The 13945-nt window shown below is 32.6% G+C and carries 13 protein-coding genes and 2 pseudogenes; 4 read left to right on the forward strand and 11 right to left on the reverse strand.

Annotated elements, in window-relative coordinates:
* Window positions 1–617: 617 nt before the first annotated feature.
* The 11 genes and pseudogenes from RWM06_RS08150 to RWM06_RS08200 all read right to left on the reverse strand — a co-directional run bounded on the left by RWM06_RS08150 (window position 618) and on the right by RWM06_RS08200 (window position 7629).
* Window positions 618–854: a hypothetical protein gene (locus RWM06_RS08150; RefSeq protein ID WP_313970765.1), complete on the reverse strand. Its 237-nt coding sequence runs from the start codon at window positions 852–854 to the stop codon at window positions 618–620.
* 30 nt (window positions 855–884) lie between these two features.
* Complete coding sequence (locus tag RWM06_RS08155; RefSeq protein WP_313970766.1) at window positions 885–1094, reverse strand: CPCC family cysteine-rich protein; 210 nt, start codon at window positions 1092–1094, stop codon at window positions 885–887.
* Between the two features lie 214 nt (window positions 1095–1308).
* A pseudogene (locus RWM06_RS08160) lies at window positions 1309–1494 on the reverse strand (CPCC family cysteine-rich protein); the annotation flags it as partial.
* Between the two features lie 473 nt (window positions 1495–1967).
* Window positions 1968–2486 carry an HXXEE domain-containing protein gene (locus RWM06_RS08165; RefSeq protein ID WP_313970767.1) on the reverse strand — a complete coding sequence of 173 codons (519 nt, stop codon included), beginning with the start codon at window positions 2484–2486 and terminating at the stop codon, window positions 1968–1970.
* A 191-nt stretch (window positions 2487–2677) separates the two neighbouring features.
* Window positions 2678–3942: pseudogene (locus RWM06_RS08170) on the reverse strand (tyrosine-type recombinase/integrase).
* A gap of 90 nt (window positions 3943–4032) precedes the next feature.
* Window positions 4033–4293: a MerR family transcriptional regulator gene (locus RWM06_RS08175; RefSeq protein WP_313970768.1), complete on the reverse strand. Its 261-nt coding sequence runs from the start codon at window positions 4291–4293 to the stop codon at window positions 4033–4035.
* Window positions 4290–4871 carry a replication protein gene (locus RWM06_RS08180; protein WP_313970769.1) on the reverse strand — a complete coding sequence of 194 codons (582 nt, stop codon included), beginning with the start codon at window positions 4869–4871 and terminating at the stop codon, window positions 4290–4292. Before RWM06_RS08180 ends, RWM06_RS08175 begins: the two co-directional genes overlap by 4 nt.
* Window positions 4872–5035: 164 nt before the next feature.
* On the reverse strand, window positions 5036–5659 hold the full coding sequence (locus RWM06_RS08185) for a hypothetical protein (protein WP_313970770.1): 624 nt from the start codon (window positions 5657–5659) through the stop codon (window positions 5036–5038).
* Complete coding sequence (locus RWM06_RS08190) at window positions 5656–6732, reverse strand: ATP-binding cassette domain-containing protein (RefSeq protein ID WP_313970771.1); 1077 nt, start codon at window positions 6730–6732, stop codon at window positions 5656–5658. The genes RWM06_RS08185 and RWM06_RS08190 overlap by 4 nt, the downstream gene beginning before the upstream one ends.
* On the reverse strand, window positions 6732–7046 hold the full coding sequence (locus tag RWM06_RS08195; RefSeq protein ID WP_313970772.1) for a hypothetical protein: 315 nt from the start codon (window positions 7044–7046) through the stop codon (window positions 6732–6734). Before RWM06_RS08195 ends, RWM06_RS08190 begins: the two co-directional genes overlap by 1 nt.
* A 151-nt stretch (window positions 7047–7197) precedes the next feature.
* Window positions 7198–7629: a sigma-70 family RNA polymerase sigma factor gene (locus RWM06_RS08200; protein WP_313970773.1), complete on the reverse strand. Its 432-nt coding sequence runs from the start codon at window positions 7627–7629 to the stop codon at window positions 7198–7200.
* Between the two features lie 395 nt (window positions 7630–8024).
* Here RWM06_RS08200 and RWM06_RS08205 point away from each other — a divergent pair, with 395 nt between their 5' ends.
* The 4 genes from RWM06_RS08205 to RWM06_RS08220 all read left to right on the forward strand — a co-directional run bounded on the left by RWM06_RS08205 (window position 8025) and on the right by RWM06_RS08220 (window position 13180).
* On the forward strand, window positions 8025–8984 hold the full coding sequence (locus RWM06_RS08205; protein ID WP_313970774.1) for a hypothetical protein: 960 nt from the start codon (window positions 8025–8027) through the stop codon (window positions 8982–8984).
* Entirely contained in the window at window positions 8981–10282 is a 1302-nt protein-coding gene (locus tag RWM06_RS08210; protein WP_313970775.1) for a hypothetical protein, read from the forward strand. The genes RWM06_RS08205 and RWM06_RS08210 overlap by 4 nt, the downstream gene beginning before the upstream one ends.
* Window positions 10283–10581: 299 nt before the next feature.
* Window positions 10582–11592 (forward strand): retron St85 family RNA-directed DNA polymerase, encoded by a 1011-nt coding sequence (locus RWM06_RS08215; RefSeq protein WP_313970776.1) that lies wholly within the window; start codon window positions 10582–10584, stop codon window positions 11590–11592.
* Between the two features lie 364 nt (window positions 11593–11956).
* Complete coding sequence (locus tag RWM06_RS08220) at window positions 11957–13180, forward strand: hypothetical protein (protein WP_313970777.1); 1224 nt, start codon at window positions 11957–11959, stop codon at window positions 13178–13180.
* Window positions 13181–13945: the final 765 nt, after the last annotated feature.

The following is a 13945-nucleotide window of genomic DNA, read 5'->3' on the forward strand; positions in this document are numbered from 1 at the left end:
AAAAGAAACCCAAATACAGAATTGTATTTGAATTTCTTAACTTAATGACATTGAGCAATAACTTGCCTTAATTGCTTACATAATGACAAGGAGATAGGAGAGATAAAAATGTCTCCTAATTCCTTACCAAATAGTATGGAGAATGGACTTGAACCAAGAGCGAACACCGAGAAAATGTAAAAAGCACTTAGAATAATCTAAGCGCTCGAGAGTAGTGGACGGTGTGCCTGTCCCGTCATCTCATACTATGAAGTTGTGTAGCGACACTATCATTTCTACCTCACTTCTCTTTAAACTAATTATACCATAAAGGAGTAGTGGCTTGACCACTGATGAAGTAGAAAAGAAACAAAAAGTATTAAAAATTTTGAAAAAGCAATTCAGAGACTAGACTTAGACTTGGATATAAGTAATTGTATGATGTAGGACGTGAGATATTCGCCAATCTCTTTACAAGACGATCTATAGAAAGGTTGAAGCTATTTCAGTTATACGAGGTGCTGGACATCGATAAGACTGAATATGAGCGCCTCAAGGCTGAGATACTGCTAGACTTTGCTAAAAGCTATCGTGCTGGTGTTTTAGTGGTGTATAAGCAAAACATATCTTAGACCTAATTAAAAGCCCTTAGAAACGAATCTAGGGCTTTTTGACTGGTTGATTTTATCAGTAATTTCAATTTCCTTGATTTCATTTTCAAAGAGTTTAATCCATCTGGTTCCAGAATTAACGGATAATCCATCAAGTTCTTCATCATAGACATCTTTGTCTTCGTAAAGAGCTACACCTTTAAATATCTGGCCATCAATATCGGTGATTCTGACAACCTTGTTATTAAATTTTCTAAGTTCCATCAGTCTCTCCTTTCGTGGTACTATAGTCTGTTATATTATTGGAGTCCCTTTTGCGTAAGCTTCTTTGGCTTCTGCAAGTGTCATTTTATTAGGGCCACCATCTATATTAGTTTCTCCTGTATTTTGCCACTGACAGACGTCACAGATATCATACACTGCTGTAACAGTACCACATACTGGACAATGGACATATTCGCTACCGTTAATAATGATTAAATTCTCTTTTCCAGTCTTATTCATTTAAGGTTACTCCCAACACTATACAAATATATTAGCTATTTCTATAAACTACTTTTTCAATATCATTGATTATAATTGTTATGGTATCCCAGTCTTTGGGTGAATCGCCTATATCAGCAATAAAAGTATCTTCACTTAACTTTTCGACAATTGTCGCCGTTTGACCGTTTTTTAACAACACTGTATCAAATTCTCGAATTTTTACGATTTTTCTCCTTGCGTAAGCTTCTTTGGCTTCAGCTAGAGTCATCTTATTCGGACCACCGTCTATATTTATAATACCTGTATTTTGCCAACGACAGACGTCACAGATATCATAGTCCATAACTTCAGTTCCGCAAACAGGGCAATGTAACCATAAATATCCATCAATTTCCCATGTCTTTTTTGATCTATCCATATAAATCCCTCCTCCATAAACTCGCCAAACCAGTCTTTTTGGTGAACCGTGGGTATCAACCCACCTTTCCATCATTATACTGCAAACCGAGAAGGATTGCTAATAATTGAGTGTGTATTCCAGATGTGGTATGATAGTATTATTAGGTAATAAAAAAAGCACGTTTGACCGTGCTAGTTCCTTGCCTGCTGAACTCATCATTTTAAGTCCTTTTTTGTTACCCTTTATGTTTTCTCAACTTATTTGAATTTAATAGTTTTGGAGAAAATCAAGTTAGATTTAGAGCAGGCTTAGGCCTGTTTTTCTGTACCTAATCACTGCAAGATAACAAAATGCTTTAATTTTAAGAAATATCTTACAGAAAGCCTACAACAGTGGGCTTTTTGCTTTGTCTTAAAAAACTATAGAACACTTCTTAACTGTGAAGGAGGATAAAAAAATTCCCTGCGAAATGAAATTGCAAGGAACTTTTGTTAATGGTTATGGACAAGCCAGGTGGAATATTTTTTCCCAAGCCAGAGAGCAAAAAGGAGATTGATGACGACGATGCCTGAACCGACCAGTGAAAATAGGAAAAATTCGCTAGCCGAAACTCGCCATAAATGCACGATGCCTGTAATCAAATAAGCACTGATAGGAAAACAAATGGTAGAAGTAATCAGAGCAGGGATATACTTGCGGAGAAGAATTGATTGTCCAATATGGAGTAAGAGATGAAGTGCAAAGGCCACAAATCCTCCTAACCAAACTAATTCGAACGCTCTAGATTGAGTAAAATACGCTAATAAAGTGATGGATAAGACGAGAATAAACTCCTCAAAAACAGCAAGGGTAAGTCCCTCGGTTGTCATTTCTTTGTGGATCTTGAGAATAGTTGGAGCCTTTTGGGTCAGCAAGGTTTCGTTGAGATGGATCCAAGGGACAAGACCGATAATTTCTTCCATATCGTGAAAGATAAAAAGTAGAGGAAACATCCAAAGATAAAACGCCATAAATCTCTCCTGAAAAGCTATAGATTGCTAACTAATAAAGCAAAAAACGCCCAGTAAGGCGTTTTGAGTTAGGTGTGCTTACTTAACCTCTGTAAAGGTTGTGAATGTTATTTTAGCACCCTTTAAACGCCGTGATATCAACGTTTTTAGTTTGTTCTATAGAAAATGTAGTCATAAATGTAGTCATTTTGCTAAGCCGTCAATTTTGCAATTTCTTTGAGATAGATTTCAACTGCTTCTGCCTTCTTTTTCGGTGCCAATTCAGCATAGGTATCCATCGTCGTTTTAATCGACTTATGGCCCATTCTTATCTGAAGTTCTTTCCAGTTTGCACCAGCATTCAGCATCAAAGAAGCGTGTGTATGACGGAAAAGGTGAAAACCATAGTTTGGTAGTCCCAACTCTGTCAAACGCTTTTTAAGCGTTGCACGTTCATTTCTATCACACATATAGTTCCCGTAAATTGTCGGGAAAATTAGGTCCACAGTTGGTAAATCGTGACTCGCAAAATAATCACTCATCTCAGCATGAAAAGCTTTCAAGTCCTCTAAGACTTGTCTCGGGACTGCAACTCTTCTGTTACCAGAATCAGTTTTGGCACTGTTCTTACAAACAATCTCACCCTTAATCCCAAGTTTCTTATTTCCAGCTTTCCACATCAGTGTTTTGTTGACGATGATTTCATTGGAATCAAAATCGAGATCATGAATAGATAAAGCAAGAAGTTCATTGATTCGAAGCGCAGAAGCCAGTAGTGTGTCGCAGATGACCTTAAATCTTCGATTTGCTCGAGTATCAGGAAGAGTATCAAGATAGTTCAGCCAAGTAGCCAAGTCCTCTCCATGCAAAACCATGATTCTCTCCTTTACCACCTTCGGTTTTGGAGGGATTTTTACTGTACGAGCTGGATTATGAGAAAGTTCAAAATTTGTAATCCCATAATCAAAAATATCACTGAGCTTATAGATAACTGCACCGAAATCTTTTGCGTGTCCCTTTTTGGACTTTTTAACACCCGATTCAACAGACTTTTTAGATTGTTGAGCTAATTTATTAACCCAAATCTGAATATCTGCAGATTTTATCTCTTCAGGTCTATATTCTCCAAGCTTCGGGATGATATAGGTATCAAGATAACTTCGAACTCGATTGATCGTATTCTGAGAAGTGACCCAAGTTACAAAACTGACAAACCAGGCTTCAGCTAACTCCTCAAAGTTATTAATCAACAAGGTCTCTTTTAGAGTTGAACCCTTAGCTTCAAATTCAATCCGAGCTTGAATGATTTTCCTATCAAGACTTTTCAGAGTTTTTGCAGTTATAGATGATGTAATTTTTTTCCGGTCTTAACATCTATACCAATATATACACCACGTTGTGTATAGCTAATAGACCCGTTACTCTTGGTAGTTTTAATGACTTTTCGATTGTTGTGAATGATAGTTTCTTTATGCATAGTAGCCTTTCACGTTCGGATATATAAAAGGCTAAAATAACAACCTCACATTATTCTATGTGATATTACTATTTTAGCACATTTTTAAAATTAAGGAGTTAAATAGTTCAGCACATCCTCCATTTTGTAGTAAACAGTTCTCGTTCCCTCAATTGGTGGTTCTAGACGCTTAAGCCCTGTCTTCTCCCAAGACTTCAAGGTGTTTGGTGAAATCTTAAGTATCGAGAGTAGCTCTTTCTGAGTAAGTATACTTGCATTCTTTTGAGTATTTTCTTGTTTCTGCATCAAAGCAAGCAAACAATTCAAAATCTGTTCGATCTGATTCAATTTTATAAGTTCATTATTCGTCATTCTTCACTCTCCTTTTTATGATTTGAGTGTCTACGTGAATCCAGATATTTTGCGAAAAAATAAGTCTTATCAATAATGAGATTCAAAAGTGACGGATTCTCAACTCGTGCATATCTAACAAGATTGTTAAACTCAGTAAAGTTGTGTTCTTCGATAATATCAATCACAGTTGAAAGAAATTGATCGTTATTGTTAGTGATTAGAAATTGCTCCAATTCAAAACCACAACCTGATTCAATCTCATCCATATTGTAAAGTGTTTTGTCAGGATTCTCTGCGTGTATGAAATAATCATACATCCCCTTTGGTGACATGACTACTTCCACGTGAGAAGGAGTATTGAGCCTTTCAGTTAGAAGCTCTGAGACCTGCGTATAGCTTTTAAGTGATTCGAAAAATAGGACCCCGTGCTTATGTGCTTTTTTAAATTCTCCAGTTTCTTTATTAACATCCTTATCATGCCAAGGACTCAAGACAAATGGAATATGCATTTCTTCAAGAACATCTAAATAATTTTCCGGCGCGCTTTCTTGATAAATCAGGAATGCCCACTTATTCGAACGTTTATCTTTGGCCATGAATACCTCCTTTCAAATAGCATTTTCAAATTGTTTGCAATTCATGTGATTATTGATTACTGATACACTGGGGGTCGTAGTAGCCCCAGTGTATCTGCCAATTAGATTTCATGACAAGGCAGTACTTCTGGTCTTCACTACGTGAACCAAGCACTGCCAATTTATTATCTTTTTGTAGATTTAAACCAAAGCTTATTACCTCGCCGGTTTGGTGCAGAAAAATAATATTCTGGATTGCGACTAGAAATTTCTTCTTTGATATAGTTTTCCATTTCTCTTAGTAATTTCTGAGACTGCTGGGTTTTCGGATACTTAATCAAAATCGTCACAGAATCTTTCCTTACATCAACAACGCACTTAGATGTTGCTCTATTGAATTTTCTTAAAATAGGATTGAACCTTGTCACAGTAGAAGAGTTATCAATTGAAAATGCTAGTTGAGAATTCTCGTCTTGTCTCAAAAACTGAATAAGTCGAAGCGTTTGATAAGCGGATCTAAAGTAATTAGCTGGTTTGTCATAAATAGCACGTAAAATCAACTCAATTATGATTAGAAATAATGCTATTAACGGTAATAAAATTGCTAGAGTTTTTGTATAGTACTCACCTTTACTAGCCCATTGCTTTATCACCTCAAACAGATGAGATAAATATGTACTTTGAGCATTTGCCATCAAATCCTGTAGCAATCTAAGACCAATTGTCAAGCAAAGGAAAAACAAGCCAAACATAAGTAGCGTCACTGTAATATTAAACGTTCTCTGAAAGAAATTCTTTTTGTCATTCATAAAATACCTTTCTTAGTGTAAAAAGTTGGACATAGCAGAGGTAAAACTTGATAAGGATGCTCATTATCAATGATTTGAATCAATCCTGTACCCTTTCCGATTGGTATGACAATACCTTCTGGATCAAGGTCTGGAAACAAAAATTGTGTTGTCTTCTTATTGATATTTCCAATCTGGATTAGTACGTTTAATTGCTCACGAACAGAAATAGGGATTGTATTGTGGTCAAAACGCTGACTAACTAATAAAAGATGCACTCTGGTCGCACGTCCAAGAAGTGCAACTTGGGACAAGAGGGAAAAGAAAGATTCTTTTATCGTTTTATTGACACCTTCCGATAACGCTAGAACTTCGTCTATGACAATAGTTAAATGTTTAAACTCTTGATCTGGATTATCATAGAGAATTTCTTGACGTTCTTGGATAAGATTCAAACATGAGCTAAGATTCTCATTTATCTCTGATACAAAATCTGACTTTGAACGATTTCGCTGAGGATGGATAACTGCAATACCATTTTCTCGAGCCCACCGTGAAGGGGTATCGAATTTGGGATCGACAATGATTAAATCCGAGAAATTTTTCAGCAAGCTTAAAAAATAGGTCAAAGCATAAGATTTTCCAGACCCACTATTTCCTGCGATAGCTACAGAAGTTACTTTATTAAAATCCAGAGTTAAATTTTTCATGATCGGAATAATATGTTTTTCTTCTTTCAAAGCAAACTGATCCAAATCCGAAATTATAAGCCTCTCAGAAATTCCTTCTTTCCAAGGGAAAAATAAACCTCTTTGAACATGGATATCATCAGTTTCAAGGGCAAGAAAGTAAGCAGAGTTCTGTTTGAGAACCGTGTATCTTGGAAATAGAGCTGCATTAGCGATTAGAAAAATCTTCTGATAAAGATCATCATCGATAATGTAACCAGATGGTAGTCTTGGTATAAACATAAAACCATCTTGCAGAATTTTAATGTCAAAACTATTAGTGTAGCTAGTCTCCCCTTGCATGATGCTCCCAAGTCCCATGTTCAGGGCTTGGAGCAAATATTGAGCAAGTTCTTTAATAGTCATTATTTGACCTCTTTGATACCATTTGCACGGAAATAGACATTGTAGCCGATTTCGCAGGCCTCAAGATTATCAAAATCAACAATTGCGAGATAAGACGGAAGAGAAACTTCAGATTCGAATTTAACCTGGAATGGTGGCAACCCTTTCTGAGAAAACCAGGCCTTATGACCGATAATTTCGCCTGTTGGTTGACCATCTTCAAACTTAATTTGCGCTTCAAATTCAGTACTCAAGCAATGAATCGCTTGTTTTTGATCAACATATTGTTTAGCAGTATTAGCTGAGTAGCCATTCTTACGGTTACGTGTTTTCATGTAATTTACCTTTTTCTTTCGTTAGTTTAGTGATTTGCAATAGTATGCTCCTTTATAGTCCTGAGCTAGACTTTGTATGCACCAAAATCTCTTACCCCCTATAATTAAGGAGAAAAAAGCAGGAAATTGGTAATTCCTGCTTACTTTTTTCTTAAAAATATTTCCCTAATTCCTCCTTTAAAAACTCCAAAGATTTCTCATAATGCTTTATTATAGTTTTATGACTTTTGAAAGAAGTTTCTTTTGTCAATTGTAACGCAGAAGTCCCATTGAGTGTCATTTCCAATAAGATGTAGAGATCATCTTTTGAGAGTTTAGATAGTGCATCCATAAGAAGTTCATTACGTTCTTTGATAAGCAATAGTTCAATTGGATTATATGTATTATCTGGATATAAATTCAAGATTTCTGTCTTTCTTCCCTCATTCGAAATAGTTAGATTGAGACTTATTACTCCATAATAACGTTCTTTACGTTCGAGGTTATTAAATGGCTGTGCTAATAAGCGTGTTACTGTTCCCCAGTTATTATTTTCAACAGCTTCAATAAGTTTACGACTACGACGTTGTTCCACTTTAGACATACATGCCTCTCTTCTAACAGCCCAATGGAATAGGTTGAAAGAAACATATATGAGCATAAATTGAGTAACGAAATATGGTAAAAGGCACACCAAACAAACGGTAAAACAATTTTATGCAAGATATGAACGTTATCATCATATCGTCATATTTGTTTCAATCCGTCTATTTGATGCGCATCAGATAGGACTGTAAAATAAAAAATTCTGTAGAAATTTTCTACGGAATAAGTATCTCATATAAAAACATTGTATGGAACCATATGGTATTTTAATGTTTCAGTTTAGAAATCAGTACAACTTTTTTAAAAAATAATATAAAAATGCTATAATTGATTTAAAATGTTGTATAGAAATTAACTGTTATTTATTTTTGTCTATACAATTACGGAGGAAAAATGGTTAATAGCACCACTTTCGACAGGACCAAGTACTGTATAATTGTAAGAATTACTCATAAAATTAGAACATTCAAAGAGAAGAATGGGATATATTTATATGAATTTTTATATTCTAAGGATAATCAACGAATTATCGACGAGAACCAAACAATAGATGAACCCTACTATGGTTTTTCAAAAAAAACGTCCACTGAAATAATGAGTAGAATTGTAAATTATAAGGGGAAAATTACTGATGAGATTGCAAAGTTAATTTCTGAGAATATGGGGATCTCATATTCTGAATTAGTTTGGGGAGCAAACAGGAAAGGGATGGAATATTTTGATACTTTATTTTATAACGAATTTTGGATTAATGTATTTACAGATGCCTTACTATCTCCGGAATATAAATGTAAAATAATTTCTATTTTTAAAGATTTCATTCCATTTTCAAAATTTATTATTAAAAATAACGTATTGTACATTACTGATAAAAAAATATTGGAAGAACTATTCTCAACTGAGGAATTTGAGAAAATCATTTCGGATACTACCAACAGATTTTTGATTCTAGCGGATATGTCAACACAGTCAGAAAATACTAATATTTGGGAACAGTATATGAAATATTTTCTTTTTGAAGATAATACTTTAAAAAACTTATCCAAGACTATTCAAAAATTTTTTGACTATTGTTTTGAAAACTATTTTCAATTTGTACTTGATGAATATGGAAATCAGTATGGCTTAGAGGCGTATAGATTGTTAGATGATTGCGTCGCTATGACACTAGCCGAATATAACATGCTACATTATCCTGCCAAACTTTTAGAAGCGAGAATAAATCAAGAAGACCAAGAGTGGACTTTAAAAAAAGAGTTGGTAATAGCAACACTAAACTATGTCGATATGTTAGCAAGTTATCAAAAGAAAATTGAAGATATTACTTTGAATGTTGAATGGGGGTTTGAATGAATACAAATACTGAATTTGAAAATCTAATTTCTAATTTTTATCAGCGAAATTATATTTCCCCTCCTAGTGATGAAAAATATTTACAAGGATTTAGGCGTCATCTAGGACAATTTTTATCACAAATTGATGACGAATCAGTAAAACAGATTGTCGCAAACTGCATATCAAATACGTATAGATACTATACAGAAAAAGAAATCAAATTGGTACTGCGTGATTTCCACCAAAACTTAATAAACCAGCTGACAGAGAGGCAATTAGAATTAAATGATTGTCACTTTGCGAGTATTTTAAATAGTCAGACCTATAAGCATAATAGCTCGAATGCAATGTTGAATTTATACTTAGATATAAATAGCCTTCCAAATTCCATTTATTATAACTTCTATGATGTAGCTGCCTTAGAATTTGGCAGAAAAAATTTTTTATCTGAGGCTAACCAAGATTTTAGCCACTATAATGATGAATTCTATAACAAAGAAAGTAAAAGGTTGAAGGCAGAGTGGGAAGAAAGATTGTCGAAAAAAAAATACTTAATTTTATTTGATGATTATGCAGGTTCGGGTAATACTGTTAAAAGGTTTATAAAGATGATAAGAAAATATGTTAATAATGATTTAATCATTGTAATCTATTTTATACATCTTACAGCAAGAGCCGAAACTAGAATAAAAAATTTTTTGAATCAAAATGAAATTAGATATATAATAAGTTCCTATGAAAAATCTGATAAATTTTTTAGCGAAAATCCTGAAAATAGAATTCAGATAAAAAATTTTAAAAATTTTGATAGTCCTTTAGGATATGATAATACTGAATCAGTACTGACAACATACAAGAATACTCCCAATAATACACTTGAAATGTTCTGGAACGACAGAGTAGACGATGGAGGTTGGCGTGCACTATTCCCAAGAAATAAAAAATCAGGGGGAAGCTATAGAGGCATGAGCGAGTGGGTCGAAGAGCGGAAAAAGTTACTATGGTTTATTACATATAGAAAGATACCCAAAAATATTCAATCGAAAATCATTGTGCTTTTATATATTAAAAATAATTTAAAGTTGTCATCAATTGTTGAAGTTGAACTTTCTAATATTATATGTTATACTGACGCTATAATACAGGAATGTCAAGATGAGAATCTTATTGAACTTACTAATCAAAAATACCAACTTTCAAATGGTGGAATTGAATTGTTAAAATCTAACTCTCTCGATAAAGTGAAGTTCAATCAAATACGAAATGAATACGAGAGTATAGCTAAACAAAAAGATATCCCACTTTTAAAAATTTAAGTTAGAGTGTCTGATTAGCGAGTCGCTAATCTAAGAAAAAATGTTTGCAATAATCAGTCGTTAATTAATTTGTGAATTAATTAACGAGAGATAATTTTCAAAGAAAATTATCTCTAGGACAGCATCGCTTTACGAGGGTCCGTAGCTTATGCTTGTCCTACAAGAAAATACTTAATTAAATTGCACCGAAAAGCTCTATTAAAATTTGATAGAGATACAACTATTTTAGGCAAGGTGCCTTTCAGTACAATTTAATTAAGGGTATGTTAGTTGTAGTAACTTAGATATGAGAGGGTAATGTGAGTCAATTAAAAAAACCAACACTTGATGTTCCTGTTTTTAATAGTATAGAAGAACTAAGAGAAAGCATTGGTGTCAAGAAAAAATATTTTTACAAAGTCTTATATTGTAATGAACACTTGTATAAACAAATTTCAATCCCTAAGAGAAGTGGAGGGATTAGGATATTAAATGTTCCACCAATTGCTTTAAAAGAAATTCAAAGGTGGATATTAGATAATATCCTGTATAAAGTACAACCTGAACCTTGTGCTACAGGATTTATGCCGAATAAATCAATTATTTCAAATGCTGCTCCCCACTTAAAGAAGAAATATGTCCTAAAGATGGATATTAAAGATTTTTTCCCAAGTATCACCTTTTATGAAATTAGAAATATCTTTTTTGAATTTGGATATGAGAAAAACATTGCTACTGCGTTAGCAAATATTTGTACATATCAAAACAAGTTACCACAAGGGGCACCAACTAGTCCATATTTGGCTAATTTAGTTTGTAGAAATATGGATAAGAGAATATTTAAGCTATGCCAAAAACATCAGATTTCATATACTAGATACGCTGACGATATAACTGTTTCAGGAAGTAGCAAAATCTTTTGGTTGAAAAATGTAATTGAGGAAATAATTGTACAGTACCAATTTTCATTAAATAATGAAAAAACTGTATTTCTTAAACCTGGAGATCGAAAAAGAATAACAGGTATTATTGTAAATGAAAAATTATCCGTTCCTAGGTCTGTCACTAGAAATTTAAGAAAAGAAATTTATTTTCTTAAAAAGTTTGGATTAGAGGAACATCTACAAAAAATTGATTTTAGAGGAACATCTGAGCAATATATATCGCATTTGTATGGCATTGCAAGTTATGTAAAAATGGTTGAACTTAATAAAGGCATTTTTTTTATTAATCAGTTGAATTCTGTCTTTCATAAAGATAATCAACACGAAAATGACGAACTATTAAGCATATCTCCCCCTCCTATTGATTGGTCAATTTTTGATAACTAGAAAAGCATTTCATAAAAATTTATGAATGCTTTTTTATTGTTTCTCATCTATTTTTTACTTAAAATACTTGGAGCATAATTAGTTGCAGCTGAGATAGCCGATTCTCAGCAAAGTGTTTATACCCAGCCAAATCAGTAATTTAACTAATTGATTTACTTGCCAGTATTAGCCTTGTAATTTGTTTAATTATTAATGTACGTCAAAGATTAGAGGGGATTTGACTTGCTCTTCTTGATACTGGTAAGACAAAAATAGATTATACATAGATACTTTTGTTAAGGGGAAATATTTTAATGTTTTATAATATAATGAATATTATGTTATAATGGAGTTAAATAAATTTGTATAAAGGTTGGAACTATTTATGGGGGATTACTTTTCACCGCAAAAGCAGGGAGGACAGATTAATTCTATGATTGCAAATCAAGATTCTCTCGCTAGTATATACGCAGTAGAGCAACTGTATGATAAGGATATGTTTAATTTTAATATTTGTATTGAGGATTTTTCTATTCAGTGCGAAACAGATGACGATTTATGTATTGTAAACCCTAAAAATAAGATTTTTATTCAATTAAAAACAGCTAGTCTTACGAACCGTTCCTTTTATCAAATTATGGATCACTTTTTAGAAAGTTATAAGAAATCACATCATAAAGAAAATTATTTTGTAATAGCAACTTTTTCAGAATTTAAAATTGATGGGAAAAATTTTAAACAAAGGCTTGATGCTTATAGACAAATTTTAAATGATCCGAATGAAGTTTTTCAGAAAAAAAATGATGTAAAGCAGGAACTGCTAAACGATTTTAATTTAAATAAATATTCTGCATTTATTGATATGTTATGCATTGATAGCAGACCATTGCTTAAAGATAACAAAGATGTAACAGCTGTTTTTTCTAGGTATTTGAGACTTGCATATGGCTTAAAGGATCACAAAGAAAGAATAATAAATGAAATTTATGAAAAATTATTAAAAGAGTTTGAACAAGCTAGAAGAACACGTGGTTACGTTACAAAAGACACTATCGAAACAATAATTGGAAAATATCTTGTTAAAGATACAGCATTTGATAAGTTTAAATTATTATCTAGACATAAAAAAGTTGATTATGGTTATGTAAAAAAAGAAGTTGAAAACTTTCAGTTGATAAAAATTGAAGAAGGTTGTAGTAAAGCGATAAAAAATATTTTTCATGATTGGAGACAAACTTATAAAAAAGAGTTTTGGAAAAGTATATTTGCAGGAGCGAAACCTTGCCTTGAATGTGGACATCCGATGAATGCAAATTTGAATGGATTACGAGGAATCGCTTGTCCGGATTGTGGCTATTCCCCATTTGTAACTATTTTCTCAGCATGTAACTGTGGACATTATGAATTAATCAAAAGTCAACCCGAATTAGATGAAACAAAAATTTTTAAATATATTAATGAATTTTATACTGTAGATCGTAAGTGTTCAAAGTGTAATACGTTTTTATCAGATGAATACTTCGAATTTAGGGTAGTCATGCTTCCTCTACCATACCCATTTGAAAGTTATAAAAATATCGATAAAATTCGCAAAAATAGGAAATCTTAATATGTGGATTTTTTAAATTAAGAGTGTCCTTTTACTATCGAATACTTTATGAAGCTTTCCAGGAAATAATTTACTTTACACTCATAAATTAATCTCATAAGAAGATATCCCCAAAATTAGATGCTAAAAATCTAATTTTGGGGTATTTCTTTCCTCTTCCATATTGTTTCTCTGTTACTACTAGAACTTAATTTTTTTTATCATCTTGATTAAATTCAGTCAAATTAACTCTACAGCTCAAATAGAACTTTGAAAAATGTTCAGTAAACAAACTCTAGTACATATAAATTACTCATGGAAATACTCCTATATCTACTATAAAGACTGGCTATTTCTCACATAAACATTAAAATTGAATACCTTGTGAATACTTCTGAACAAATTAGAAATATGATTAGGATGTGAAGTTTATAAAGTACATACAATATTTTGTTCAGTTCAGGTTGTTTTTTAATCATTTTAGATTCTTAGCTTATCTTTTTATTTTTCTTTATTATGATAAAACTATGAAAAATTTAAAAGAAAATAATATTCAAAAAACTTTATGGCATATTAAGCGCCATTGTAGCAACATAGAGAATAACAATGAAAACGAATATCGGAAGACTGAGCTATTCCACTTAAAGTCTAGCATTGAAATTCTTACTCGAATTTTAAATAATGAAAATCCCTATCCAAATTTGGATAGGGAGGAAGTGTTTTAGAAAAATAGGCTCTATAATATTTGTAGTGGGTAAATCCCCTATGGATATTATGGAGCCTATT

It is taken from the genome of uncultured Streptococcus sp., assembly GCF_963516575.1.
Classification (GTDB): Bacteria; Bacillota; Bacilli; order Lactobacillales; family Streptococcaceae; genus Streptococcus.